The organism is Caulobacter soli, from assembly GCF_011045195.1.
GTDB lineage: Bacteria > Pseudomonadota > Alphaproteobacteria > Caulobacterales > Caulobacteraceae > Caulobacter > Caulobacter soli.
Genome location: NZ_CP049199.1, coordinates 574,097 through 599,944 on the forward strand (window position 1 = coordinate 574,097; position 25,848 = coordinate 599,944).

At 69.7% G+C, this 25,848-nt stretch carries 26 protein-coding genes; 8 read left to right on the top strand and 18 right to left on the bottom strand.

Going from position 1 to position 25,848, the window contains the following annotated elements; translation table 11 throughout:
- The first annotated feature begins 2 nt into the window (after positions 1-2).
- Together G3M62_RS02730 and G3M62_RS02735 are read left to right on the top strand one after the other, a co-directional pair.
- On the top strand, positions 3-935 hold the full coding sequence (locus G3M62_RS02730) for an efflux RND transporter periplasmic adaptor subunit (RefSeq protein ID WP_165184529.1): 933 nt from the start codon (positions 3-5) through the stop codon (positions 933-935).
- Positions 932-2,383 (top strand): efflux transporter outer membrane subunit, encoded by a 1,452-nt coding sequence (locus G3M62_RS02735; protein ID WP_165184531.1) that lies wholly within the window; start codon positions 932-934, stop codon positions 2,381-2,383. Before G3M62_RS02730 ends, G3M62_RS02735 begins: the two co-directional genes overlap by 4 nt.
- Positions 2,384-2,522: 139 nt before the next feature.
- On the opposite strand, the gene G3M62_RS02740 is transcribed toward G3M62_RS02735, so the two are convergent.
- Complete coding sequence (locus tag G3M62_RS02740; protein ID WP_246263449.1) at positions 2,523-3,665, bottom strand: CaiB/BaiF CoA transferase family protein; 1,143 nt, start codon at positions 3,663-3,665, stop codon at positions 2,523-2,525.
- 106 nt (positions 3,666-3,771) lie between these two features.
- Between G3M62_RS02740 and G3M62_RS02745 the strand changes: the two genes are divergently transcribed.
- A complete protein-coding gene (locus tag G3M62_RS02745; protein ID WP_165184533.1) occupies positions 3,772-4,617 on the top strand; it encodes an aldose 1-epimerase in 846 nt (281 codons plus the stop codon).
- On the opposite strand, the gene fixK is transcribed toward G3M62_RS02745, so the two are convergent.
- The 5 genes from fixK to cydD all read right to left on the bottom strand — a co-directional run bounded on the left by fixK (position 4,614) and on the right by cydD (position 10,852).
- On the bottom strand, positions 4,614-5,261 hold the full coding sequence (gene fixK / locus G3M62_RS02750; RefSeq protein WP_165184534.1) for a transcriptional regulator FixK: 648 nt from the start codon (positions 5,259-5,261) through the stop codon (positions 4,614-4,616). The genes G3M62_RS02745 and fixK overlap by 4 nt on opposite strands.
- 122 nt (positions 5,262-5,383) lie before the next feature.
- Positions 5,384-5,998, bottom strand: a complete 615-nt coding sequence (gene fixJ, locus G3M62_RS02755; RefSeq protein ID WP_165184536.1) for a response regulator FixJ — start codon at positions 5,996-5,998, stop codon at positions 5,384-5,386.
- Positions 5,991-7,460, bottom strand: coding sequence for a PAS domain S-box protein (locus tag G3M62_RS02760; protein WP_246263451.1), 1,470 nt, complete (start codon positions 7,458-7,460; stop codon positions 5,991-5,993). Before G3M62_RS02760 ends, fixJ begins: the two co-directional genes overlap by 8 nt.
- 33 nt (positions 7,461-7,493) lie before the next feature.
- Positions 7,494-9,221 (bottom strand): amino acid ABC transporter ATP-binding/permease protein, encoded by a 1,728-nt coding sequence (locus tag G3M62_RS02765; RefSeq protein ID WP_165184539.1) that lies wholly within the window; start codon positions 9,219-9,221, stop codon positions 7,494-7,496.
- Complete coding sequence (gene cydD, locus G3M62_RS02770) at positions 9,218-10,852, bottom strand: thiol reductant ABC exporter subunit CydD (protein WP_165184541.1); 1,635 nt, start codon at positions 10,850-10,852, stop codon at positions 9,218-9,220. Before cydD ends, G3M62_RS02765 begins: the two co-directional genes overlap by 4 nt.
- Positions 10,853-10,975: 123 nt before the next feature.
- On the opposite strand from cydD, the gene G3M62_RS02775 reads away from it, so the two are divergent.
- The 4 genes from G3M62_RS02775 to G3M62_RS02790 all read left to right on the top strand — a co-directional run bounded on the left by G3M62_RS02775 (position 10,976) and on the right by G3M62_RS02790 (position 14,438).
- Positions 10,976-12,541, top strand: coding sequence for a cytochrome ubiquinol oxidase subunit I (locus G3M62_RS02775; protein WP_165184543.1), 1,566 nt, complete (start codon positions 10,976-10,978; stop codon positions 12,539-12,541).
- Between the two features lie 13 nt (positions 12,542-12,554).
- Positions 12,555-13,697: a cytochrome d ubiquinol oxidase subunit II gene (cydB, locus tag G3M62_RS02780; RefSeq protein ID WP_165184544.1), complete on the top strand. Its 1,143-nt coding sequence runs from the start codon at positions 12,555-12,557 to the stop codon at positions 13,695-13,697.
- 12 nt (positions 13,698-13,709) lie between these two features.
- On the top strand, positions 13,710-13,832 hold the full coding sequence (gene cydX / locus G3M62_RS02785) for a cytochrome bd-I oxidase subunit CydX (RefSeq protein WP_165184546.1): 123 nt from the start codon (positions 13,710-13,712) through the stop codon (positions 13,830-13,832).
- A gap of 153 nt (positions 13,833-13,985) precedes the next feature.
- Positions 13,986-14,438 carry a chemotaxis protein CheW gene (locus G3M62_RS02790; RefSeq protein ID WP_165184547.1) on the top strand — a complete coding sequence of 151 codons (453 nt, stop codon included), beginning with the start codon at positions 13,986-13,988 and terminating at the stop codon, positions 14,436-14,438.
- A 108-nt stretch (positions 14,439-14,546) separates the two neighbouring features.
- Here the strand turns inward: G3M62_RS02790 and G3M62_RS02795 are convergent, their stop codons facing one another.
- The 12 genes from G3M62_RS02795 to G3M62_RS02850 form a co-directional block, all read right to left on the bottom strand.
- Positions 14,547-15,044: an ASCH/PUA domain-containing protein gene (locus G3M62_RS02795; RefSeq protein WP_165184549.1), complete on the bottom strand. Its 498-nt coding sequence runs from the start codon at positions 15,042-15,044 to the stop codon at positions 14,547-14,549.
- A 137-nt stretch (positions 15,045-15,181) separates the two neighbouring features.
- Positions 15,182-15,823, bottom strand: coding sequence for a ribosome biogenesis GTP-binding protein YihA/YsxC (gene yihA / locus G3M62_RS02800; protein WP_165184550.1), 642 nt, complete (start codon positions 15,821-15,823; stop codon positions 15,182-15,184).
- Positions 15,823-17,715 (bottom strand): membrane protein insertase YidC, encoded by a 1,893-nt coding sequence (gene yidC / locus G3M62_RS02805; RefSeq protein WP_165184552.1) that lies wholly within the window; start codon positions 17,713-17,715, stop codon positions 15,823-15,825. The genes yihA and yidC overlap by 1 nt, the downstream gene beginning before the upstream one ends.
- A 9-nt stretch (positions 17,716-17,724) precedes the next feature.
- Positions 17,725-18,156: a ribonuclease P protein component gene (gene rnpA / locus G3M62_RS02810; protein WP_165184554.1), complete on the bottom strand. Its 432-nt coding sequence runs from the start codon at positions 18,154-18,156 to the stop codon at positions 17,725-17,727.
- Between the two features lie 105 nt (positions 18,157-18,261).
- Entirely contained in the window at positions 18,262-18,396 is a 135-nt protein-coding gene (gene rpmH, locus G3M62_RS02815) for a 50S ribosomal protein L34 (RefSeq protein WP_012284717.1), read from the bottom strand.
- A 204-nt stretch (positions 18,397-18,600) separates the two neighbouring features.
- Positions 18,601-19,584 (bottom strand): NADPH:quinone oxidoreductase family protein, encoded by a 984-nt coding sequence (locus G3M62_RS02820; RefSeq protein WP_165184555.1) that lies wholly within the window; start codon positions 19,582-19,584, stop codon positions 18,601-18,603.
- The gene (locus G3M62_RS02825; protein ID WP_165184557.1) at positions 19,584-20,630 is read right to left on the bottom strand and encodes an alpha/beta hydrolase; all 1,047 of its coding nucleotides are present in this window, start codon (positions 20,628-20,630) and stop codon (positions 19,584-19,586) included. Before G3M62_RS02825 ends, G3M62_RS02820 begins: the two co-directional genes overlap by 1 nt.
- Before the next feature lie 28 nt (positions 20,631-20,658).
- Entirely contained in the window at positions 20,659-21,300 is a 642-nt protein-coding gene (locus G3M62_RS02830; RefSeq protein ID WP_165184558.1) for a TetR/AcrR family transcriptional regulator, read from the bottom strand.
- A gap of 51 nt (positions 21,301-21,351) precedes the next feature.
- Positions 21,352-22,746, bottom strand: coding sequence for a flavin-containing monooxygenase (locus tag G3M62_RS02835; protein WP_165184560.1), 1,395 nt, complete (start codon positions 22,744-22,746; stop codon positions 21,352-21,354).
- An 87-nt stretch (positions 22,747-22,833) separates the two neighbouring features.
- Complete coding sequence (locus tag G3M62_RS02840) at positions 22,834-23,157, bottom strand: hypothetical protein (RefSeq protein ID WP_165184561.1); 324 nt, start codon at positions 23,155-23,157, stop codon at positions 22,834-22,836.
- Between the two features lie 34 nt (positions 23,158-23,191).
- A complete protein-coding gene (locus tag G3M62_RS02845) occupies positions 23,192-23,731 on the bottom strand; it encodes a hypothetical protein (RefSeq protein ID WP_165184563.1) in 540 nt (179 codons plus the stop codon).
- An 82-nt stretch (positions 23,732-23,813) separates the two neighbouring features.
- Complete coding sequence (locus G3M62_RS02850) at positions 23,814-24,707, bottom strand: LysR family transcriptional regulator (RefSeq protein WP_165184565.1); 894 nt, start codon at positions 24,705-24,707, stop codon at positions 23,814-23,816.
- A gap of 94 nt (positions 24,708-24,801) precedes the next feature.
- On the opposite strand from G3M62_RS02850, the gene G3M62_RS02855 reads away from it, so the two are divergent.
- The gene (locus G3M62_RS02855; protein ID WP_165184566.1) at positions 24,802-25,815 is read left to right on the top strand and encodes an NAD-dependent epimerase/dehydratase family protein; all 1,014 of its coding nucleotides are present in this window, start codon (positions 24,802-24,804) and stop codon (positions 25,813-25,815) included.
- Positions 25,816-25,848 lie beyond the last annotated feature (33 nt).

A 25,848-nucleotide genomic window follows, 5' to 3' on the forward strand; every position in this document is an offset into this window, starting at 1 on the left:
CCATGCCCACGCTCAAAACCGTCCTTCTGAACAGCGGCCGCTTCGCCGTCACCGCCGCCGTCGTGGCCGCCGCCGTGGTCGGCGGGCGCGCCCTGTGGACCCACTATCAAGTCGACCCCTGGACTCGTGACGGCCGGGTCCGTGCCGACGTCGTCCAGGTCGCCCCCGACGTCTCGGGCCTGGTGACCAAGGTCGAGGCCGTCAACGACCAGACCGTCAAGGCCGGCCAGCCGCTGTTCTATGTCGACCGCGAGCGCTACGCCCTGGCCCTGCGCCAGGCCGATGCGAACGTCGCCGCCGCCAAGGCCACCCTGTCCCAGGCCCGTCGCGAGCTGGTCCGTAACCGCACCCTGGGCGAACTAGTCGCCGCCGAGAGCACCGAGCAGAGCGCGTCCAAGGTCGAGCAGGCCGACGCGGCGCTCGCCCAGGCCGACGCGACGCGCGACGTCGCCCGGCTGAACCTGGAGCGCACCGTGGTCTACGCCCCCACCGACGGTTTCCTGTCGGACCTGACCTTGCGCACCGGCGACTATGTGACGGCCGGCAAGCCCGTCCTGGCCCTGATCGACAGCCGCTCGTTCCGGGTCGAGGGCTATTTCGAAGAGACGAAGCTGTCGGGCCTGAAGATCGGCATGCCGGTCAGCGTGCGGGTGATGGGCGAGCCAGGGGCCTTGAAAGGCCACATCCAGTCGATCGCCGCCGGCATCGAGGACCGTGACCGCGTCGCCGGGGCCAACCTGCTGCCCAACGTCAACCCGACCTTCAGCTGGGTGCGCCTGGCCCAGCGGGTGCCGGTGCGGGTGGCCCTGGACCAGACGCCGGGCGACCTGCGGATGATCGCCGGCCGCACGGCGACGGTCGCCGTGCTCGGCCTGGACGGTAAGGCCAGGAAACGTGGGGATGGGCGCGGCCTGACGACGGGAGCTGGCCGATGAGCCCGCTTCGTCTGCTACTGACAGCCGCCTCGCTGTCGGCTTTGGCCGCCTGCGCGACGGTCGGTCCCGACTACAAGGTTCCCGAGGCCGCCAAGGTCAACGCCCCCGCCGCTCAAGGCGCGTTCTTCGAGAGCAAGACGCCTGCCGTCAGCCAGGCGCCCGTGCCCGAGGGCTGGTGGAAGCTCTATGACGACCCGGTGCTGAACGGCCTGGTGCAGCAGGCCCTGACCGCCAACACCGACCTTCGGATCGCCGCCGCCAACCTGGCCCGCGCCCACGCCGTGGCCGCCGAGGCCGACGACGCCGGCGGCTTCACGACCTCGGCCTCGGCCGCCGCCCTCCATTCGCGGGAGTCGGGCGAGCAATATCTGCTGTCCGAACAGTTGCCGGTCGAGAACCTGGCCGATGTCGGGGTGAAGGTCTCCTACCAGGTCGATCTGGTGGGCCGCATCAAGCGCGCCGCCGAGGCGGCCCATGCCGACGCCGAGGCCGGCCAGGCGGCGCTGGACCTGGCGCGGGTCAGCGTCGCCGCCGACGTCGCCCGGGCCTATGTCGAGGCCTGCGCCAGCGGTCACGAGTTGGCCGTCGCTCAGCATACGGTCGATCTGCAGACGCGTAGCCTGCAGGTCACTGACAAGCTCGTCTCGGCCGGTCGCGGGACCAGCCTGGACGTCACCCGCGCCAAGGCCCAGCTGGACCTGTCGCGCGCCGCCCTGCCCACCTTCGAGAGCCGTCGCCGCGCGGCGCTCTATCGCCTGGCGACCCTGACCGGCAAGACGCCGGCCGAGTTCCCGCGCGAGGTCGAGGCCTGCGTCGCCCCGCCGAAACTGTCGCAACCCCTGCCGGTTGGCGATGGCGCGGCCCTGCTGAAGCGTCGGCCCGACGTGCGCGCCGCCGAGCGCGGCCTGGCCGGGGCGACGGCCCGGATCGGCGTAGCGACGGCGGCGCTCTATCCGAACGTTTCGTTCGGCCTGGGCGCCGGTTCGACCGGCTTGCTGGCCGACATCGGCACGGCGCCCGCCAACCGTTGGGGCTTGTCGTCGCTGATCAGCTGGACCCTGCCGGGCGAGGGCGAGCACGCCCGCATCCGCGCCACCGAAGCCGGCGCCGACGCGGCCCTGGCGCGGTTCGACGGCACGGTGCTGAATGCCCTGCGCGAGACCGAGACCAGCTTGGCCGTCTACGCCCACGAGCTGGACCGTAACGCGGCGCTGCGTTCGGCGCGGGATGAAGCCGCGACGGCCGAGGGGCAAGCCCAGACGCTGTATCGCGCCGGCAAGAGCCCGTATCTCACGGGCCTGGACGCCCAGCGCACCCTGGCTTCGGCGGAGGCGGCGCTGGCGGCGTCGGACGGAGCCCTGGCGGCGGATCAGGTGAACCTGTTCCTGGCGCTGGGCGGGGGCTGGGAGAACGCGCCAGCGGTGAAGGTGGTGCAGGCGGCGCGATAGGCGCCCGGCGCCGAACACTTGCCCCCTACGGATCGCTTCGCGATCGTCTTCCCCCAGAGGGGGAAGAGCGCTCCGCCCCCTATGGGGGCGGACAGACGGCGAAGCCGTCAGGTGGGGGCAAGTGGCTGAGCCACGGCGGCTAGTCTCGTCGCCACCCCTCTCCAGCATGCTCGTCCAACCCCGGCGCCTTCGGCACCACGCGCCCCGGCTCCTCGCGAAACTGGATCGGCGTTCCGACCACGGCGTTGCCTTCGGCGTCCCGCGAGATCATCCCCCGCGCCGCCACGGCCGGATCGTCGAAGGCGTCCTTCAAGCTCCGCACCGGCGCGAAACAGACGTCACGGCCTTCGAACCAGGTTTCCCACTCGCCCTGAGTCCGTGTCCGGAACGTCTCCCGAAAGAACGCCTGCAACGGCTCCTGCCCGGGCCCCGGCGGCAGCTTCGCATAGTCCAGCAGGTCGCTCCGCCCCAGCGCCTCCAGCAGATTGGCCGCGAACTTCACTTCCGAACCGCCCAGCACGATCCATCGGCCGTCGCCGCACTCATAGAGATTGAACATCGCCGCCCCGCCCCACGAGCGCTCGGCCTTGGGGACGTTGGCGCGGGTCTCGGCGAACACCGGGCCGGTGGCGTTGGGCGTCCACGCCATCAGGCTGTCGAGCATGGCGACGTCCAGATAGTCGCCCTGGCCGGTCTTCTCCCGCCGCAGCAGCGCCATCAGCACCCCCGACAACGCCGTCAGCGAGGCCAGGGCGTCGGCGGCCATCAGGCCCGGCATGGCTGGCTTGCCGTCCTGGCCCTCGTTCAGCGCCACCAGCCCCGCCAGGGCCTCGACGGCCAGATCGTGGGCCGGGCGGTCGCGATAGGGACCCGTCTGGCCAAAGGCGCTGATCGCGCAATAGACGATCCCCGGATTGACCGCCTTCACGGCCTCATAGCCGACGCCCAGCCGGTCGACCACGCCGGGCCGGAAGGCCTCGATCAGCACATCGGCCTCGCTCGCCAGAGCCCAGAACGCCGCCTGGCCTTCCGCCGACTTCAAGTCCAGCCGCACCGAGCGCTTGCCGCGATGGGTGTTGCGAAACCACACCGTCTGGCCGTTGGTGGAGAGCCCGATATGGCGGCTGGGCTCGCCCTCGCCGACCGGCTCGACCTTGATCACGTCGGCCCCGTGATCGGCCATCATCAGGGTCAGCATCGGCCCGGGCAGGAACAGGGACAGGTCCAGCACCTTGACGCCGTCGAGCTTCATGTCGCCTCCCGCCTTCGTTTCCAGGATCATGCGACGGGCGCCGGTCCGGGCCTAGGGCGACGTTGGGGAAGGGCGCTTGTTTCAGCGAGGTGATGGCCGTAGGCAGGCCGCGTTACCGCCATCCATGAGGCCGCCCATGACCGTCGTCCTGCAGACCGCCCGCGCCCACGTCGAACTGTTGCCCGCCCTGGGCGGTTCGGTCGGCCGGTTCACCTGGGACGGTCGCGACGTGCTGCGGCCCGCGCCCGCCGACGCAACCGTGCTCGACACCGGCAATTTCGCGCTCGTTCCGTTCTGCAACCGCATCCGCGACGGCCGCTTCAGCTTCGGCGGCCATGACGTGGCGCTGGCGCCGAACCTGGGCGATCATCCGCACACCCTGCACGGCCAGGGCTGGCGCGGGGCCTGGAGCGTGGTCTCGGCCGGCGAGACCGAGGCGGTGTTGATCTTCGATCACCCGCCCGGCGAATGGCCCTGGGCCTATCGCGCCGAGCAACGCTTCACCCTGGGCGAAGGCGGCCTGCGCCAAGAGCTGTCGGTGACCAACACCGGCCCCGAGCCGATGCCCGCCGGCCTGGGCTTTCACCCCTATTTCCCGGCCCGCGACGGCGAGCGCTTGCAGGCCGGCGTGACCGGCGTCTGGATGATCGATGGCGACTGCCTGCCCACCACCCATGTCGACGGCGTCTGGCGCTCGGACTGGGCGGCCGGCGCGCCGACGGCGGTCAGCGAACTGATCGACAACTGCTACACGGGCTGGAACGGCGTCGCGACCCTGTCGGCGCCGGGCGGAGCCAGCACCATCCTGACCGCTTCGCCGGAATGCCGCTGGCTGCACGTCTTCTCGCCGCCGGGCGCCGACTTCGTCTGCGCCGAGCCGGTCGCCAATCGTCCGGACCCGTTCAACGGCGAGGACAGTGGGATCAAGGTGCTGGCGCCGGGCGAGACGGCGTCGGTGTGGATGAACCTGGCTTCGGCCTAGTCCACCATCGCTTCGAGCGCCGCGCGATCCCGCAGTAGCACCTTGCGCGTGGTCGGCAGGGCGATCAGGCCGTCGTGCTGGAACTGGGTGAAGGTGCGCGACACGGTCTCGATGGTCAGGCCCAGATAGTCGGCCATGTCCTGGCGAGTCATGGGCACGTCCAGCAGGGCCTGGGCGCCGGTGCGCTCGGCCAGGTCCAGCAGCAGGGCGGCGAGGCGCTCGCAGGCGGTGCGGCGGCCCAGCATCAGCACATGATCCTGGCAGCGGCGCAGGCTGTCGGTGGTCAGTTCCAGCAGCCGCCGGGCCACGTCGCCGCGCTCGCAGGCCAGGGCCTCCAGGGCCGGGCGCGGCATCACCCGCACCAGGGTCGGGCTGAGGGTCTGGGCGGCCACGCGATAGGCCTCGCCGCTTTCCAGGCCGAACACGTCGCCGGCGAAATGGAAGGCCTCGATCTGCCGCCGGCCGTCACGCAGGATACGGCAGGTGCGCAGGGAGCCCGAGATCAGTTGGTAGATCCGCTCGGCCGGCTGCCCCTCGTCGAAGATCGTCTCGTCTCGGCCGTAGCTCTGATGAAGACCGTCCAGGACGATCGCCACCGGCTGGTGGGTGACGAAGGGGGCGGGGTTCTGGATCACGGACAGCATGGCGATCTCCCGATCTCGTAGCCGGCTCAATCTCCGCCTTCGGAGCCAAGCGGTACAGTCGGGACCTACGCCTAAGGAGGACTACCTAGGCTGTATTGTACGAAGCCATCGCGTCTCGCGTTCTAAGCGCGCCGCGACGACAGGGTCATGCGCACCAGGGCGGCCAGGTTGTCGGCGTGCATCTTGGCCATCAGCTTGGCGCGATAGATCTCGACCGTGCGGGGGCTGATCCCCAGCTCGCGGGCGATGACCTTGTTGGGCTGGCCGTCGACGACGCCGTCCAGCACCTGGCGTTCGCGTTCCGACAGGGTCTCCAGCCGCTGGCGCACCAGGGTCGCCTCGTCGGAAACGGCGGCGCTCGCCGGCGGCGGGCCGGCCTCCAGGGCGCGGTTCAGGGCGTCGATCATCCGGCTCTCGCCGAACGGCTTTTCGATGAAGTCGGCCACGCCGGCCCGCATGGCCTCGACCGCCAGAGGGATGTCGCCATGGCCGGTGATCATGATGATCGGCACGCGGCAGCCCCGGGCGTTCAGCTCGCGCACCAGCTCCAGGCCCGTCATGTCGGGCATGCGCATGTCGGTGATCACGCACCCGGCCCCGTCCAGCGGCAGGGCGTCCAGCAGGGCCAGGGCGGAGGCATGGCTGACCACCTCGAAGTCGGCCGCTTCCAGCAGAAAGGCCAGGGACTCGCGGGCGCTCTCGTCGTCGTCGACCACATGGACCACGGCTTCACTCATCGATCGGTCCCTCTTCGTCGTCTCGTCTGGGGGGCAGGATGAAATGGAACACCGTGCCGCCCTTGGGGTTCGGGTCGGCCCAGATACGCCCGCCGTGCGCCTCGATGATCGAGCGCGAGATCGACAGGCCCACCCCCATGCCTTCGGCCTTGGTGGTCATGAACGGCTGGAACAGCCGCTCGCGAAAATCGTCGCTGATGCCCGAGCCGGTGTCGGTGACGCTGACTTGCACCGAACCGTTGTCGAGCCGCTGGCTGGCGATGATCAGTTCGCGGCGCTGGGAGTCGGCCATGGCGTCCACGGCGTTGCGGATCAGATTGACCAGCACCTGCTGGATCTGGACCCGGTCGGCATAGACGGCGTCGGCGGCGGGATCCAGTTGCAGGCGGGTGGCGACCAGATGCTCGCGCGCGCCGATCAGGGCCAGGGCGGCGGCGTCCTCGACCACCTTGGACAGGCTCTCGGGCGCGCGCTCGCTGGCCCCGCGCCGCACGAATTCGCGCATGCGGTGGATCACGTCGCCGGCCCGCAGGGCCTGGGCCGAAGCCTTGTCGACGGCGTCGCGGACCTTGGCCTGGTCCTCGGGGCGGCCGCGATCGAGCAGGCGGCGCGAGCCGGTCAGCAGGTTGGCGATCGCCGACAGCGGCTGGTTCAGCTCGTGGGCCAGGGTCGAGGCCATCTCGCCCATGGCGGTCAGGCGCGAGACGTGGACCAGCTCGGTCTGCAGGTCGCGCAGCCGGGCCTCGGTGTGCTGGCGCTCGGTCAGGTCGCGGATGAAGCCGGTGTAGAACGGCCGCAGGCCCCGGGTCTCGCCGACGGCCAGCTCCATCGGGAAGGTCGAGCCGTCCTTGCGCTTGCCCACCACCACGCGGCCGGCGCCGATGATGCGAGGCTCGCGGGTCTGGCTATAACGGGCCAGGAAGCCGTCGTGGCCGGCGCGGTCGGGCTCGGGCATCAGCAGGCTGACGTTCTGGCCGATGGCCTCGGACGAGGTCCAGCCGAACAGGCGCTCGGCGGCGGGGCTGAACGAGGTCATCACGCCGGCCGGGTCGATGACGATCACCGCGTCGGGAGCCGAATCCAGGATCGACTGCAGGTGATGGGTCATGGCCGCGGCGCGCGAGCGGGCGGCGTGGAACCAGCCGCCGCCGACCGACATGCCAAAGCCGATCATCACGAACACCAGGCTCGACAGCGCCGTGGCCTGGTCGGGCTGTCCCTGGACCTTCAGCAGCCAAACCGCCCCGGCCGCCAGCACGGTGGCGAACAGGCCCGGCGCCAGGCCGCCGACCGCCGCGCTGATCAGCACGGCCGGCACGAACAGCAGGAAGGCCGAGGGGGCGGTGAAGCCGGGGGGCAGGGCCAGCTGGATCAGGGCGCAGGCCAGCACCGTGGCCAGGGCGGCCAGATAGGCCCGGGGCCGCAGGTCGCTATGCAGCGTCCCGGCCGAAACCGTGGTCATCACGTGATAGCGGTCTCCGCTGCGCAAGGTCGGCTACCCTATAGCCCCTGGCGGAGAGATTGGCAGTTCCTGATCGCACAAGGCGCGTGGGGCGGGGCGGTGGCTGACCAGGATCAGGCCCTGGCCGGTGCGCTTGAGTCTGGCGTCCAGCCGCTCGACGACCAGGGCTTCGGTGGCGGGATCCAGGCCCTCGGTGGGCTCGTCCAGCAGCAGCCAGGGCGCGTCGCGCAGCAGGGCGCGGGCCAGGGACAGGCGCCGCCGCTCGCCGCCCGACAGCCGCTCGCCGTTCTCGCCGATCCAGGTGTCCAGCCCTTGGGGCAAAACGCGGACCCGGGCCTCCAGCGCGGCGTCGGCCAGGGCGTTCCACAGGGCGTCGTCTGCGTGGGCGCCGGCCAAGGCGAGGTTGGCGCGGACGGTCCCGGCGATCATGCCGGCGTCCTGCGGGGCGTGGGCGAAGGCGCGGCGGACGACGCTGGGGTCGAGCTGCGTGATATCCAGACCGGAGAGGGCCAGATAGTTATTCCGCTCATCCCGGCGAATGCCGGGACCCAGATCCGATGGCTGAGTGGATGATTGGAGGGGCTCAGCGCGCTTTGGAGCCAGCTCCAACGTTATTCCATCTGGGTCCTGGCATTCGCCGGGATGAGCGGCTTTTTTTGAGCGCAGCCCGAGCAGGCGCTCCAGGATCGTGGTCTTTCCGCAGCCCGACGGACCGGTCAGGACCAAGCGGTCGCCAGGCTTCAATTCGACGTCGCCAAGCGACAGGCGCGGGTGCATCAGGGCCAGGTTCGACGGCGGACCAGGCGCGTGGACGAGCACCGCGTCCAGCCGTTCCGCCGCCGCGTCGGCGCCGGCCTCCTGCTCGAACGCCTTGCCGATGCCCACCAGTCCCTCCAGCGCCATGGCGGCGGCGAGGCCGGCCATGGCCGCCAGGGGCGTGGCGGCGTCGTGGGCGAAGGCCAGGACCAGGGCGACGGCCAGGCCCAGGATCGCGCCCTGCAGCACGGCCACCCAACCGCTGGCGGCGACGGCGTCTCGCTTGAGGGCGTCGAGCCGCGCGCCCTTGGCGGCGATCTCGGCGGCGGCGCGGTCCTGCACGCCATAGACCCGTAGCTCGGACGCGGCGGCGGCGTAGGCGGCCAGGGTGTCCTTCAATTCCCCGGCGGCTTGCTGGATCGCTTGTGCGGTACGGGCGGTCAGGCGGTGGGCCAGGGCACGGACGCCAACTACGCTCGCGGCCACGGCCAGGGCGACGACCAGGGCGCTGGCCCAGCCGGCGGGGGCGGCCATGGCCAGGCCCGCCGCGACGGCGGCTCCGGCCCCCCAGGGGGCGGAGAGGCGGATCAGCCGGGTCTCGACCGCGTCGACGTCCTGCACCAGCCGGGCCGAGGCCTCGCCGCGCGACAGGGCCAGGGCCTGTGCGGGTGGCGCGGCTGCCAGGGACGCGTAGAGCCTCGGCCGGATGACGGCCAGGGCCTTCAGCGCGGCGGCGTGGCCGCTTAGGCGTTCCAGATAACGGAACGCGGTGCGCAGGATGGCCAGCAGGCGGATGCCGGCGCTGGGCAGCAGCACGTTGAAGATCTGTGCCGAAGCCACGCCCGCCAGGCCGGCGATCGCCGCCCCGGTCAGGAACCAGCCGGACAGGCCCAGCAACAGCACCGAGGCGGCGCCGACGATCGCGGCCGAGACGGAGGCCAGGCGCAGGCCGTCGGCGTGGCGCTTGCGCTGCTCGCGGACCAGGGCGGCGAGGGGACCGCTCATAGTCGCACCACGCGATCGGCGAGGGCGGCGACGGCCTCGGAATGGGTGGCGATCAGAGTGGTTCGGCCCTGGGCGGCGGCGCGGAGGATCGGCAGCAGGGCAAGCTCTGACGTCGCGTCCAGATCGGCGGTCGGTTCGTCCAGCAGCAGGATCGGCGCGGGCTTGAGCATGGCGCGGGCCAGGCCCAGCCGCCGCCGCTCGCCGCCGGACAGGCCCGCGCCGCGCTCGTCCAGCGGCGCGTCCAGGCCGTCTCGACCGTCAAGCACGGCGCCGAGGCCGACCGCGCGGGCGACGTGCTCCAGCGCCTCGCGCGTCGCGTCCGGGTGAGCCAGGGCCAGGTTGTCGGCCAGGGTTCCGGGCAGGACGACGGGCGACTGTCCGGCCCAGGCGACCGACGCGGCGATCGAGCCCAGGTGCGACAGGCGCCGGTCGCCGACCAGCACCTCGCCGCCGCTCAGGGGCGCCAGGCCTAGCAGCAGGTTCAGCAGGGTGGTCTTGCCGCTGCCGCTGGGACCCAGCAGGGCGACGACCTCGCCGGGGGCGATGTCGAGGTCAAAGCCGTCGAACACCGCGGCTTCGCCCGCGTCGTAGGCCACGGTCACCGCCTGGAAGCGGAGAGCCGGCGTGGCGTCGAAGGTCACGATCGGCGGAGGCGGCGAGGGCGCGGGCAGGGCGGCCAGGGTCAGGGCGGCGGCCTCGGCGGCCTGGCGGTCGTGATAGGCGGCGGCCAGGCGGCGCAGCGGGGCGTAGACCTCCGGCGCCAGGGCCAGGGCGAAGAAGGCGCGCTTCAGGTCCAGCTGTTCGGGAACCGGGAAGGGCAGCAGCCGCAGCAGGTTGAAGCCGCAATAGACCGCGACCAGCGCCACCGACAGGGCGGCGAAGAACTCCAGGGCGCCCGACGACAGGAAGGCGACCCTCAGCACGCGGATGGTCCGCCGCGCCAGGTCGTCGGCGGCGCCGGACAGGTCGCGGGTCACCGCGCCCTCGGCCTGGAAGGCCAGCACCACGGGCAGGGCGCGAACCCGGTCGAGGAACAGGCCCGACAGCCGCTCCAGGGCCAGAAACTGCCGCCGCGACTCCTCGGCCGCCGCGCCTCCGGCCAGGGCCATAACCAGGCCGAACGGGATCAGGGTCAGCAGCAGGATGGCGGCAGCGACCGGCGTGGCCACGGCGATGGCCGCGATGATCAGGATCGGCGCGACGGCCGAGGCCAGCTTGGCTGGCTCGAAACGCGAAACATGGCCGTCCAGGGCCTCGACCCCCTCGACCACGGCCGACAGCGCCTCGCCGCCGGTGACTCGGCCGCTCAGCACCGAGGCGACGGCGTCGCGGCGCGCCTTGTCCTTCACCCCGGCGGCGGCCAGAGCTCCCGCCTCGGCGGCGCGCTTGGCCAGCACACCACGCGCGGCGGCGGCCAGGGCGATCAGGACCAGCCACGGCGCGGCGGCGAGAAGACCGCGCGGCAGGGCGTCGATGGCCAGGGCCAGGCCGGCGGCGAAGGCGATCGCGGCGGGAACGTCGGCCAGCAGCCACAGCGGCGCGGCCTTGGCGGCGCGTCCGCCGGCCTTGCCAAGCGCCTTCAGCCAGGGCCGCGCGACGGCGTCGAGGTCGGCGGTGAAACTGGCGGACATGGACCGTTGTTAGGGACTGGGAACGGGAGCGTCCTTGATCCGGATCAAAGCGCCCTAGCCAGGATGCGTCTAGGGGTGGAAAGTCCTTGGTGGACCGATCGCCAACGACAACCGGAGCAATTCATGGATCCCGCCGTCGTCGACCTCTCCCGGCTGCAGTTCGCCCTGACGGCGCTGTACCACTTCCTGTTCGTGCCCCTGACCCTGGGCCTCTCCTTCATGCTGGTGATCATGGAGAGCGTCTATGTGATGACCAAGCGGCCGATCTGGCGCACCACGACCCGTTTCTGGGGCACGCTGTTCGGCATCAATTTCGTGCTCGGCGTCGCCACCGGCCTGACCATGGAATTCCAGTTCGGCATGAACTGGTCCTACTATTCGCACTATGTCGGCGACATCTTCGGGGCTCCGTTGGCCATCGAGGGGCTGATGGCCTTCTTCCTCGAGGCCACCTTCGTGGGCCTGATGTTCTTCGGCTGGGACAAGCTGAAGCCCGTCGCCCACCTGTTCGTGACCTTCATGGTCGCCCTGGGCACCAACCTGTCGGCCCTGTGGATCCTGATCGCCAACGGCTGGATGCAGAACCCGGTCGGCGCGGCCTTCAATCCCGACACGATGCGGATGGAGGTGGTCGACTTCAAGGCGGTGGTCTTCAACCCGGTGGCCCAGGCCAAGTTCGTGCACACGGTCAGCGCCGGCTACACCATCGCCGCCGTCTTCGTGCTGGGCATCAGCGCCTTCTACCTGCTGAAGGGCCGCTATGTCAGCGTCGCCAAGCGCTCGCTGACCGTCGCCGCCGCCTTCGGCCTAGCCTCGTCGCTGTCGGTGGTCGTGCTGGGCGACGAGAGCGGCTACGCCCTGACCGACAACCAGAAAATGAAGCTCGCCGCGCTCGAGGCCATGTGGGAGACCGAGCCCGCGCCCGCCGGCCTGACCGCCTTCGGCATTCCGGACCTGAAGGAGCGCAAGACCCACGCCGAGATCAAGATTCCCTATGTGCTGGGCCTGATCTCGACTCGCAGCCTGGACCGTCCCGTGGCCGGCATCTTCGAGCTGGTGGCCCAGGCCGAGACCCGGATCGAGAGCGGCCTGGTGGCCTACAACGCGCTGGAAACCCTGAAGGCCACGCCCACCGACCTGGCGGCGCGCGGCGTGTTCGAGACTCATCGCCGCGACCTTGGCTACGCCCTGCTGCTCAAGCGCTACGTCGCCGACCCGCGAACGGCCGACAAGGCCCTGATCGCCAAGACCGCCTGGGACACCGTACCCAACGTGCCGGTGATGTTCTGGGCGTTCCGGATCATGGCCGGGATCGGCTTCCTGATGATCGCCCTGTTCGCCACGGCCTTCGTGCTGGTCACCCTGCGCAAGCAGAACACCCGCTGGTTCCTGATGATCGCCGTGGCCGCCATCCCGCTGCCGTGGATCTCGACGGAGCTGGGCTGGGTGCTGGCCGAGGTCGGACGCCAGCCTTGGGCAGTGGAGGGCGTGCTGCCGACCTTCCTCGCGCCCTCGACGCTGAGCGTGGCCCAGATCCTGACCAGCATCGTGGTCTTCACCCTGCTGTATGGCGCCCTGGCGGTGGTCGAGGTCGGACTGATCCTCAAGACCATCAAGAAGGGCCCATTCGCCGAGCAGGAAACCTTCCCGTCCTTCAGCGGCCCACAGGCCGGCGAAGCCGTCGCCTAAGGAGATCGGATCCATGGAACTCCCCCTCGACTATCCGACTCTGCGCATCATCTGGTGGGGCCTGCTGGGCGTCATCCTGATCGGCTTCGCCCTGACCGACGGCTTCGACATGGGCGTGGGCGCGCTGCTGCCCTTTGTCGCCCGCACCGACGAGGAACGCCGCATGGTGATCAACACCGTCGGCGCCACCTGGGAAGGCAACCAGGTGTGGTTCATCACCGGCGGGGCCTCGATCTTCGCGGCCTGGCCGCTGGTCTACGGCGTCAGCTTCTCGGGCTTTTACCTCGCCATCTTCCTGGTGCTGGTGGCGATGATCCTGCGGCCAGTGGGCTTCAAGTACCGGTCCAAGCGGCCGGACAAGCGCTGGCGGACCTTCTGGGACTGGGCGCTGTTCACCGGCAGCTTCGTGCCGGTCCTGGTGTTCGGCGTGGCGGTCGGCAACGTGCTGCAGGGCGCGCCGTTCAAGCTGGATGGCGATCTGCGCAGCTCGTATCACGGCGCCTTCTTTGGCCTGTTCACGCCGTTCACCCTGGTCTGCGGCCTGCTGTCGGTGGCCATGCTGGTGCTGCACGGCGCGGCCTGGCTGGGCGTGAAGGGCGAGGCGGGCGTGGTCCAGGACCGGGCCCGCAAGTTTGGCACGGCGGCGGGGATCGCCAGCCTGCTGCTGTTCCTGGTCGGCGGTCTCCTGGCCACGCGCCTGGGCTTCCGCGTCGAGGGCGCGTTCGATCCGGCCGGGCCGTCCAACCCGCTGCGGATGACGACCGTCGCCGCCCCCGGCGCCTGGTTCGACAATTTCGGCCGCCATCCCTGGATGCTGATCGCCCCGGTGCTGGGCTTTGGCGGCGCGCTGCTGGGCCTGCTGGGCCTGTGGCGGCGCTCGGCGCCCCTGGCGTTCGGCGGCTCGTCGGCCTCGGCGGCGGGGATCATCGCCACCGTTGGATTGTCGATGTTCCCGTTCATCCTGCCCAGCACGATCGATGGCCATTCCAGTCTGACGGTCTGGAACGCCTCGTCCAGCCACACCACCCTGTTCATCATGCTGATCGTCGTGGTGGTGCTGCTGCCGCTGGTGCTGCTCTACACCGCCTGGGTCTACAAGGTGCTGTGGGGGCGCACGAGCACCGAAGCCCTGAAGACCGACCCGGCCCTGTACTAAGGAGATCTAGCGATGTGGTATTTCACCTGGATCCTGGGCCTGGGCCTGGCCGTCGCCTTCGGCGTGCTGAACGGCGTCTGGTACGAGTTCAACCTGACGGATGACGGCGATCTGGGCGCTTCGGAGGACATCTGAAGCGCGCCCCACGCGCTGAACCGCGACAATTCGGCGCGTGGGTATGACCCGGCCATTAACCGTTATTAAACGGCGCTCGGGCTCTTCTGGCAAACGACGCGAAACCGGCTTTCGGCCTTCGCCGGACGACCTTTGAGCCTCGGGATCCAGACCATGACCGACCACGCCGAACCCGCCCTGGAGCTGATCTCGTTCTGCATCGGCGAGCAGGAATTCTGCATCGACGTGAAGACGGTCCGCGAAATCCGCGGCTGGACCCCGGCCACCCCGATCCCGCACGCCCCGGCCTTCCTGAAGGGCGTGATCAACCTGCGCGGCGCGATCATGCCGGTCATCGACCTGCGCAACCGCCTGGGCCTGGGCGTCACCGTCCCGGAAACCCGCCACGTCATCGTCGTGGTCGAGTGCCAGGACCGCCTGGCCGGCATCCTGGTCGACGCGGTCAGCGAAACCTTCACCGTGTCGCGCGAGCACCTGCAGCCGACCCCGGACCTGGGCGCCGACGAACTGCGCTTCATTCAGGCGATCATCTCGTTGGACAGCCGCCTGATCACCTATCTGCGCATGGACGACGTCTTCCCGGCCCAGGTCAGCCAGGCGGCGTAATTCCGGTCTTAGGGCTGGAACGACAAAAGGGGCGGACCGCATGGTCCGCCCCTTTTTGATTCAGAGCTCCGGATTGGGGACAGCCACATGGGACTGTCCCGACCGTGACTATCGCCCGCGAACGATCTTCGCCGCGGCGGCGTGGAAGGCGGCTTCGGTCTCGGCGGCGGCGGCCACGGCGTTGTGGCGGTCGGCGGCGACCGGCATGGCCGCGCGGCCGGTGTTCGGGGCGGCGTAGCTCTGGGCCACCTTGCGGGAATCCTGGGCGCGCAGGGCGGCGTTGTTCGAGGTGGTCTCGTGCCAGTGAGCCAGCTGTTCGGCCGTCAGGGCGCCGTCGGCCGGCAGGTCGCCATGGTGGACCACCTCGCCAAAGCCGATGGCCACGAAGCCGTGGATGACGCCGTAGTCCTCTTCCGACAGCAGGAAGGTGATCTGCCGCTCCTCGATCTGGCCCGTATAGACGTCCTGCTCCGGATCGAACTCGCGCAGCACCAAGACGTCGCCCACCGCGAACTCGCGGTCGTTGCGGCGGATCTCGAAGCGCTTCTTGCCCGAGCGCACGGCGGCGAAATACTGGGGCCAGGTCTTCAGTTCGTGACGGGTCATTGGAGGATTCTTCAGGTCTTTGGAAAACGGGGACGCGTGCCTTAACGGCCGGATCTGGCCGTAAGGTTAAGGCGGCTAAGCGGTGTTGTGGACTCTTTGATGTCCGTCCGCTCCAGCCTCGGCTGGAGCGGTGGACTCTAGGACAAACAGGTGCGGGCGATCTCGGCGCGCAGTTCGGGCAGGCCGTAGCCTTTCTCCGACGAGGTGGCCAGGACCTTGGGGAAGGCGGCCGGGCGCTTGGCGATGGCCTTCAGGGTCTTGTCGATCGTGACGTCGAGCTCGGCCTGCTTGATCTTGTCGGCCTTGGTCAGGACGATCTGGTAGGAGACCGCCGCGATGTCGAGCGCGTCCAGGGCCTCGGCGTCCACCGACTTCAGCCCGTGGCGGGCGTCGATCAGCAGGTAGACGCGCTTGAGGTTCACCCGGCCGCGCAGATAGGCGCGGCCCAGGTCCTGGAACTTGTCGGCGATGGTCTTGGACACCCGGGCGAAGCCATAGCCCGGCAGGTCGACCAGCCGCAGCTGCTCGGCCAGCACGAAGAAGTTGACCTCGCGCGTGCGGCCCGGCGAGTTCGAGGCCCGCGCCAGGTGGTTCTGGTTCACCAGGCCGTTGATCAGGCTGGACTTGCCGACGTTGGAGCGGCCGGCGAAGGCCACTTCCGGCAGGCTGGGCGCCGGCATGCCGTCCATCTTGACCGCGCCCATCATGAAGGTCGCCGGTTGGGCGAACAGCACGCGGGCCGCTTCGATCTCTTCGTCGCTGTAGGACAGTTCGTCCATCAGGTGGCCTCGACGGTCTTGCCGCGCAGCCTGGCGATGAACTTGTCGATCGGGTTCTCGACCTTGTAGCGGTGCATGATGATGTACTGCTGGATGATCGTCAGCACGTTGCTCCAGCACCAATAGATCACCAGGCCCACGGCCATGCCCGACAGGGTGAAGGTGAACACGATCGGGAACAGCTGGAAGATCTTCTGCTGCATCGGGTCGCCGGCCGGTGGGTTCATCGACGTGGTCAGCCACATGGTGAAGCCGTAGAGCAGCGGCCAGATGCCGATGTGCACGGTGGTGGCCAGGAAGGCGCCGATGAACGGGGCGTGGGCGGGATCCCAGGGGATCAGGCCGAACAGGTTCAGGAAGGTGGTCGGGTCCTTGGCCGACAGGTCGGTGATCCAGCCGAAGAACGGCGCGTGCCGCATCTCGATGGTCACCGTCAGCACCTTGTACAGCGAGTAGAAGATCGGGATCTGCACCAGCATCGGGATGCAGCCCATCATCGGGTTGATCTTCTCCTTGGCGTACAGCGCCATCATTTCCTGCTGCTGCTTGGCCGGATCGTCCTTGTGCTTGGCCTTCAGCTTTTCGACGTCGGGGGCGATCTTCTTCATCTTCGCCATCGACTCGTAGCTCTTGTCGGCCAACGGGAAGAGGATCAGCTTCAGCAGGACGGTCAGCAGCATGATGGCCAGGCCGAAGTTGCCGACCAGCTTGTAGAAGATCTCCAGGATGTTGAAGATCGGGCGCGTGAAGAACGAGAACATGCCCCAGTCGACGGCCTTGTCGAAGTTGGGGATGACGCTGGTCGGACGGTTCCAGAACTCCCACCAGACCACCGGCTTGCCGCCGTACTCGTAGCGGGTCAGCAGCGGCACGGTCTTGGCGCCGGCGAACAGGCGGGTGGTGTTGGTGATCGTGGCGCCGGCCGCCAGCGAGCGCGGCGCGCCCGTGAAGGCCGATTCATAGACGTCGACGCCGCTGACCGGTTTGACCTGGAAGCGGCCCTTGATCATCTCGGACTGCTGGGGAACCAGGGCCGCCAGCCAGTACTTGTCGGTCATGCCGATCCAGCCGCCCTTGGAGTCCAGGTTGTCCTGGAGCGGCTTGTCCTTCTTCCACTTCGGGTACTTGGCCTTGTCCTGCAGCAGGTACTTGCCGTCGTTGACGCCATCGATGCCGCCCAGCACGCCGATGCCGCCTTCGTAGACGATCTGGGTCTTGCCCAGGCCGTGCGGGCCGTCGGTCGGAATGCCCTGGCGCTGGACCGAGGCGTAGGGGGCCAGGGCCACGGCCGCGCCGCCCTGGTTGCGGACGGTGTCGGCGACCGTGAACATGGCGTCGGCGTCGACCGAGATGGTGCGGGTGAACACCAGGCCCTGGCCGTTGTCATAGGTCAGGACGACCGGCGTGTTCGGACGCAGCACCTGGCCGGGCGCGGCGGTCCACACGGTGTTGGGCGTGGGCAGGCCGGTCATGCCGGCGATCCCGGCCCAGCCGAAGTCGGCGAACCAGGCGTGCTCGGCGCCCTCGGGGCGGAACAGCTCGACCGGCGGCGAATTCTTGTCGGCCGTCTGGGTGAAGCGCTTGAGCCACAGGTCGTCGATCCGCGCGCCCTTCAGGGCGATCGAGCCCGACAGGGCCGGGGTGTCGACGGCGACGCGCGGGCTCTGGGCCTTGGCGGCGTCGCGCGACAGCTTCAGCGGCTGGGGCAGTCCGTCGGCGCCGATGGTCATGCCCGGCTGGGCGGCGACCTGCGCCTCGGCGATCTTCTTGGCGCGAAGCTCGGCCTCGCGCGCCTTCTGCTGCGGACCCAGCACCAGGAACTGGTAGCCGATCAGGATCGCAAACGCGCAGACGAGGAACATCAGCGTGTTTTTGTTGGAGTCGTTCTGCATGGGTTGGACTTAACCAGAAACGGAGGAATCGGACGCGGCGGGGGCGTGCGGTACGGGCGTCGCGCCCGGGCCCGCGCGATCGAGGTCGGCGGCGAGGCTTATCAGCGCGGTTTTAACATCGTCAAGCAAACGCCCCCATGCCCGCTGGCCAGTTCCGCCGCGGGCGATGAACACATAGTCGCAAGAAGGGCGGCCATGAAGGGGGAGAAGCAGCCTGGCGGCCTCGCGCAGGCGTCTTTTGGCGCGATTTCGCTCGACCGAGCCGCCGATCTTCTTGGTGGCGGTGAATCCGACCCGGATCAGCGGGTCGTCGTCGTGGCGCGGGCGCATCTGCATGAACACCGCCCCGCGCGCCAGATTGGGCGCCTTGGCGGCCTTCAGGAAGTCGGGGCGCTTCTTGAGGCGCTCGATCTTCACCGGCTTAACCGGGGCTTCGGTCATGAAAAAAGCCGCCCCTTCCGGCGCAGGCCAGAGGCCTGGTTCGAGGAAAGGGCGGCTTTCATCATGGTCTAGTTTCCCGCCAAAAAAGAGACGGGAGAAAGGCTGTTAGGCCGTCAGGCGCTTACGGCCCTTGGCGCGGCGACGCGCGACGATCTTTTGGCCGTTCTTGGTGGCCATACGCGCGCGGTAGCCGTGACGGCGGGCTCGCACGAGCTTCGACGGCTGGAATGTCCGCTTCACGAGGTGGCTCCGATAATAATGGGACGCGAAGGCCGTAGGGCCGCCGCGAGTGAGGGGCGGTGGATAAGGGAACGGGCGGCGGCTGTCAACATGAGTCGAACCAAGGGGTTGGACGAACTTGCCTCCGCCTGGCGCCGCTTAAGCCTCTTGCCCCTGTGGGGGAAGACGACCGCGAAGCGGTCCGTAGGGGGCAGGTGGTCGCCGCTAGAGATCCGGCCGGATAATCGCCTTGCCAACGACCTGTCGGCTCGCCAGCAGATCGAACGCCTCGCGCCAGCGATCCAACGGCAGCTCGGCGTGCACGTGCGGCCGGATCACGCCCTGGTCCGCCATCCTCCACACCGCCTCGGCGTTCTCGCGACCCCTCTCCGGAAATCGCCGGCTATACTCGCCGGCCCGCACGCCCATCACCGAGAAGCCCTTGATCAGCGGCATGTTGACCGAGACGGTCGGGATGCGTCCCGAGGTGAAGCCGATCACCAGCAGCCGCCCGTCGAAGGCGATGCAGCGCACGCTCTCGTCGAAGACGTCGCCGCCCACGGGGTCGTAGATCACGTCGACGCCGTGGCCGCCGGTGATCGCCTTGATCTTGTCCTTGAAGCCGCCGGTGACGTTGACCACGGCGTCTGGGGCGTAGAGGCGCTGGATCTGCGCGAGTTTCTCGTCCGAGGCCGAGGCGGCGATCACCCGCGCGCCCAGGACCTTGGCCAGGTCGACGGCCGCCAGTCCCACCCCGCCGGCCGCGCCTTGGACCAGCACCCACTCGCCAGGCTCCAGCCGCGCCCGGCGGACCAGGGCGACATAGGCGGTAAGGTAGGCCGCGCCATAGGCGGCGGCTTCCGCGAACGATAGTCGGGCGGGCTTGGGCTTCAGGGCGTCGGCCGACAGCACCGCATATTCGGCGAACCCGCCCAGCCGCGCCCCGCCGACCACGGCGTCGCCAAGGCTCCATCCCGTGACGCCCTCGCCCAGAGCCGCGACCTCGCCGGCCAGGTCCAGGCCGAGGGTGAAGGGCGGGGGCGGTTTGAACTGGTATTCGCCCCGGGTCATCAGCAGGTCGGGGAAGTTGACGCTGGCGGCGCGGACGCGGACCAGGACCTCGCCCGGGCCGGGCGTCGGCGTGGGGATGTCGTGGATCGCGCAGCCGGCGAAGTCGGGGGCCAAGGCCTCGACGACCAGGGCGCGCATCAATCGGTCCAATAGTCGAATGTTTCTCGGACCAGGCGCGCGATCTCCCGACACGCCGTGTCCGCCGCCGGGACGGCTCCGGTAAATGCCGTGAAGCCGTGCGCCAGGCTGTCGTAGCAACGATAACGCACGGCCACGCCAGCCGCGATCAGCCGTTTGGCGTAGGCCTCGCCCTGGTCGACCAGCGGGTCGAAGCCGGCGGTGGCCACCACGGCCGGGGCCAGGTCCGTCAGATCCTCGGTCTTGTTGGGCGACAGGCGCGGATCGGCCGGATCGGCGTCGGCGCCCATATAGTGACCCATGAACCAGTCCATGATCGGCCGGCTCAGCGGATAGGCGTCGCCATAGGTGGTCATGGACGGCGTCTCGCTGGCCACGTCGACGGCGGGATAGATCAGCAGCTGCAGGGCCGGCTGAGCCTCGCCCAGGCGCTTCATCTCCTGGGCGACGATGGCCGCGAAGTTGCCGCCCATGCTGTCGCCGCCGATCGCCGCCGTCCCGGGCAGGGCCCCGAACCGAGCGGCGTTGTCGCGCCCCCAGCGGAAGGCGGCCAGTACGTCGTCCAGACCGGCCGGGAAGCGGTGATCGGGCGCCAGGCGGTAGTCGACCGACAGCACCGCCGTGCGGGCGATCCGCGCCAGGATCCCGCAGAAGGCGTGGCAGGTCTCCAGATCTCCGATCACTCCGCCGCCGAAGTGGGCGAAGACGATCAGGGGCGCGCCGCTGTCCTGATCGGCTGGGCGATAGGCGCGCAGCCTGACGGGGCCGTCGGGACCGTCGATCGAGAAGTTCTCGTTGCGCACGCCCGGCTCGGGCGGACCGCTCATGGCGGCCAGGCCCCTGGCGCTGGCGGCGCGGGCCTCGTCCGGCGACAGCGTGGTCATCGACGGCATCTTCGCGGCGGCCGCGGCCAGGAACTGGAAGCGCGGGTCCAGGGTCCGCCCGCCGCGATAGACCGTCCCGCCGCCCGACATCGCCCTAAGGATCGGGCTGGGCAGCGACATCAGCGCCTTGAGGATGAACTTCTGGACGGCGGGGTCGGCCATTCGGGCTCTTTCTGGAGGCGAGGGATCTCTAGAGGCGGGGCAGGGCCGGCAGGCCGCCCAGGATCATCCGGACGGCGAAGTCGGCCGCGCCGTCCACGTCGACCGGGCGACGCTCCAGCATCTTGTCGCCGACCTCGCGCGCCACGGCGATGCAGGCGGCGGCGAAATAGTCCAGGTCGACGGCCGGAGCGTGGTCGTGCTCCAGCACCTTGGCGAAGGCGGCGTGGACCTCGTCGAACACCGCCTGGATCTCGGGCGTGGCGCGGGCGTGGGGAAAGACCTCGCCGGCCGGCCGGTTGATCCGCCAGCTTTCGTGCTCGGCCGCCAGGAAGTCGAAATAGGCCCGGATCGCGCCGCGCAGGAAGCTCTCGAAATCGACCGCCCGCTCGGACTCGGCCCGCAGGATCGGCCGGAAGCGCCGCGCGCCGTCGTCGGCCAGGGCGTCGAACACTTCTTCCTTGGACTTGTAGTAGTTGTAGAAGGTGCCCGAGGCCAAACCCGTGCGGCGGATGATGTCGCGCACCGTGGCCGCCTCGTAGCCCAGCTCGCCGAACACCGCCCGCGCCGCGTCCAGGATGGCCTGGCGGTTGGCGACCTTGGTGCGTTCGCGCTTGCCGGGGCGGTTATCTTCCGGGGGCGGACGGGCGGGGAAGTAGGCGATGTTCGACATCGGACGCGACTCGTGGCGAGGCCCAGATGACGCCCCGTCACGATTTCAGCCTCATTCCGCCGCCAGTGGCAAGGATTCCGACGCGCGCGCCAAAACCGGCAGGGCGCCGCCGGCGGCCCGCGCCCGTTTCTCACCGGCCGCGATCTCCTTCTTCAGGTCGGCGCAATAGACCCCGAAGTCGACCTGGATGGTGTGGCGGGCCGAGGCGTAGAACTGGCCGGTGTGGCGCTCCTCATCCTTGGCGGTGATCTTCTCCATCTCGGCGCGCGAGGGCGGAGCGTAACGGCCGGTCAGATAGCCGGCGACCAGCTTGGACTGCTGCTCGGCGAAATTGACCAGGGTCGGCAGGGCCTGGGCCAGGCCCATGTAGAAGAGGTCGGGCACGCCGGGCTTCATCATCCGCTTGAACAGCGGCAGGCGGTGGTCGGCGTCGGGGACCAGGGCGGGGTCGTCCAGGAACGGGAAGCTGATCTTGTAGCCGGTGGCGAAGACGATCACGTCCACGGGCTCGACGCTGTCGTCGGCGAAGCGGACGTTCCGCCCCTCCAGCGCCTTGATCGCCGGCTTGAAGGTGATGTCGCCGCAGCCGGCCCGGGTCAGGAACTCGCCGCTGACGGAAGGGTGGGCTTCCAGCGGCTCGTGGTCGGGCTTGGGCAGGCCGTAGTCTTCCATCCTGCCGACGTGCTTGCGGATCAGCGAGCGGACGATCTTCAGCCCCAGCTTGCGCGGCATCCACGGCGGCATGGCCGACTTGTCCGACGGTTTGCCGTTCAGATATTTCGGGAACACCCAGACTCCGCGCCGGGCCGAGACGATCAGCTTGCCGGCGATCGGGCGCTGGGCCAGTTCGCTGGCGATATCCATGGCCGAATTGCCCATGCCGACCACCACCACGGTCTTGCCGCGCATGTCGACCGGATCGAACGGGTCGCTGTAGGCGTGGGCGTGGAAGGCGGGGCCGTCGAAGGTTCCCGGATACTCCGGCACGCGCGGGTCCCAGTGGTGGCCGTTGGCGACGATCAGCACGTCGTAGAGCCGGGTCTCGCCGGTCGACAAGGTCACCGACCACAGGCCGTCGTGCGTGCGCTCGGCGCGGGTCACCTTGGTGTTGAAGGTGATGGTCTCGCGCAGGCCGAAATGGGCGACATAGTCCTTGAAGTATCGCAGGACCTGGCTGTGATGCGGGAAGTCGGGCCAGTCGGCCGGAACCGGGAAATCCTCGAAGGCCAGGCGCCATTTCGAGGTGTCGATGTGCAGGCTCTCGTAGCAGGCCGACAGTCCGTTGGGGTTCTTGTAGTACCAGTTGCCGCCGATGTCGTCGGAGGCCTCGAAGCAGTCATAGGGGACGCCGGCGTCCTTCAGCCGCTTGGCGGTGGTGAAGCCGCTGCAGCCCGCGCCGATGATGCAGGCCTTGGGCAGCCTGTTGGGCGGTAGCTTGGCGCTCATCGCGCGCCTCCCTGACTTATCGTTGTTCAGGTGAGCGTATCGGCGTTATGCGAGGCGTCAAGCTGCCCCTAGGTCAAAGGTGGACGATCAGTTGCCCAGGGCGCGCGGCGAATAGGTCGCCGTGCAGCGCGACTTGCACTGCATCCAGCTGGTCGCGCAGCTGTCGTCGTCGCTGTTGGCGCGGCAGAAATAGTAGGTGCGGGCGCAGGACGACCGGCACTGGTTGGAATCCACGCCCTGGGCGGGCGCGCCGGTCAGCGGGACCAGCGGCGGCGGCAGGGCGGGCGTGGCGGCTGGCGCGGGCGCGGCCCTCGGCGTCGCGGGGATCACGCGCGTCGGCTTGGCCGTCTGGGCGGCGGCCGAGCCGGTCACGGCGGCGAGGATCAGCAGACAGGCGAGAACGCGGCGCATGGAAGGGTTCTAGCGCGCGCCCGTTGAGGTCTGGTTAACCACGTTCTCCGGCCGAGGGGCACGTTGCGCGCGTGGCCTCGTAGTGAGCGAAGGCCTGTTCCTTGTCGCCGTCGCGGGCGGTGATCCGCCAGTCCAGCTTGTCGCCCGTCAGGGTCCAGCGGTTCAGGAAGCTGGACGGCGGATAGCTGTAGGCGATCTCGAAGCCGTCCTCGCGGACCGCGCCCGCGCCGGTGGTCGTGTAGTCGCCGCCGAAGCTATCAGCCCAATAGCCCGTCAGCGTCGCGGGAATCTCGCCCTTGGGCGCGCGGGCGCCGATCACCAGGTGGGCGGCGTAGCGGTCGGCGGGATCGGCCTTGGCCTGGCTTTCCGTCTCGATCACGAACATGGCGCCCAAGGCGACCGACTTGGCCGACAGGGACAGGGTCACGGGCTTGCCCATGACCTCGCCGGCGCCCTGCCAGCAGCCTTCCAACGCCTTCACCTGGTCGGGCAGCGGAGCGGACGGCGCGTCCTGCGCCAAGGCCGGCCCGGCCGCCAGCGACAGCAACGCGATCAGCGCGCTCGAAACCTTCATCCGCGTTCCCCTCGACACTTCACGCCTCAGCCTAGTGGCGCGATCCGGCCCCCGGCGTCCAGCCTCGACGCGCGCGGCGGGCTCAAGGCTGCGAGGTCGCCAGGAACGCGCTCAGTCCCTCGGCCAGATGGTCGAACATCGCGCGCATCCGCAGGGTGGCCCGCAGGTCCTCGTGCATGACCAGCCAGACGGGCAGGTCGAAGCCGATCTGGCCGGGGCAGATCGGAACCAGGTCGGGATCGCGGCGGGCCACGCCGTGCTGGATGAAGCCCAGGCCGAAGCCGGCGCGGACGGCGGCCAGCTGGGCCAGGTCGCTATCGGCGCGGAAAGCGAAGCCCTGCGGCGGAAGCGGTACGCGCTGGACCAGGCCGCGCAGGAACGGCGTGCCCTTGTCGAAGCCGACCACGGCGTGGTCGCGAAGCTGCTCCAGGTTCGTGGGGACGCCTTCGGTCTCCAGATAGTTTCGGTGCGCGTAGAGGCCCAGGTGGGTGTCGGCCAGGCGGCGGGCGACCAGGGCGTCCTGGGTGGGGCGGACCATGCGCACGGCGATATCGGCCGCGCCGCGCAACAGGTCCTGCTGCTGGTTGTCCAGCGAGACCTCGACCGCCACGCCGGGATGCCGCGGGCGGAAGTCGGCCAGGATCCGGGGCAGCACCTCGGCGCCGATGATCTCGCTGGCGGTCAGGCGGACCACGCCGCGCGCGGTGTTGCCGGCTCCGGACGCCGCCCGGATCAGGGCGCTGGCCGCCCCGGCCATGGCCTGGGCGTGCGGCGCCAGGTCCAGCGCCGCATCGGTGGGTTTCAAGCCTTGGGGCGAGCGGGTGAACAAGGCCACGCCGAGGCCGCGCTCCAGCTCGGCGACCTGGCGGCCGAGGGTGGGCTGGGTCAGGCCCAGGGCCCGGGCGGCGGCCGACAGGCTGCCCTCGGTCATCACCGCCAGGAAGGCGCGGTACAGGCTCCAGTCGGGCTCATCCATGCATTCGTGCATAGCAGATCAACGGTGTTCGCCAATTCTCGTTTATCGGGCGAGGGCGCAAATTCCGGTCATCAGCTTCTCACGGAGACCGAACATGACCTCGACCCAAACCCGCACCGCCCTGGTGATCGGCGCGACCGGCGGCATCGGCGGCGAGGCCGCCTCGGCCCTGGTCCGCCACGGCTGGACCGTCCGCGCCCTGACCCGCCGCGCCCAGCCGGCCCGCGACGGGATCGACTGGATCGAGGGCGACGCCATGGTCGCCGCCGACGTGGCCCGCGCCGCCCAGAGCGTCCACCTGATCGTCCACGCCGCCAATCCGCCCGGCTATCGCAACTGGGGCAAGCTCGTCCTGCCGATGATCGACAACACCATCGCCGCGGCCAAGGCGCAGGGGGCGCGGATCCTGCTGCCGGGCACGGTCTACAACTTTGGCCTGGAGACCTTCCCGCTGATCGACGAGACCGCGCCCCAAGCCCCGACCACCCGCAAGGGTAGGATCCGGGTCGAGATGGAGCGGCGGCTGAAGGCGGCCTCGGCGCAAGGGGTGTCGGTGCTGATCGTCCGGGCCGGCGACTTCTTCGGACCCCACGCCGGCAACAACTGGTTCGGCCAGGCGGTGATCAAGCCGGGCGCGCCGGTGAAGTCGGTGACCGAGCCTTCGACCAAGAACGTGGCCCACGCCTGGGCCTATCTGCCCGACCTGGCCGAGACCATGGCCCGGCTGCTGGATCGCGCCGATCGCCTGGGGGCCTTCGAGGTCTTCCACTTCGGCGGCCACCTGCTGGCCTGGGGCGAGATGGCGGCCTCGGTGCGGCGCGTGACCGGCCAGCCGAAGCTGCCGGTGATGGGCTTCCCCTGGTGGCTGATCGTCGGCCTGTCGCCGGTCGTGCCGTTGTTCCGCGAGATGGCCGAGATGCGCTACCTGTGGCGCGAGCCGCTGGTCCTCGACGACCGCAAGCTCCGGGCCTTCCTGGGGGCGGACCTGCCGGCCACGTCGCTGGACGCGGCGGTGGCGACGAGCCTGAGGGGACTGGGGTGTCTGGAAGTTTCGCACCCTCTCCCAGCGGGAGAGGGCGGTGCCCGCCGCGCAGCGGTGGGAGGGTGAGGAGTTACGCCCTCACCGATTTCACTCAGACTC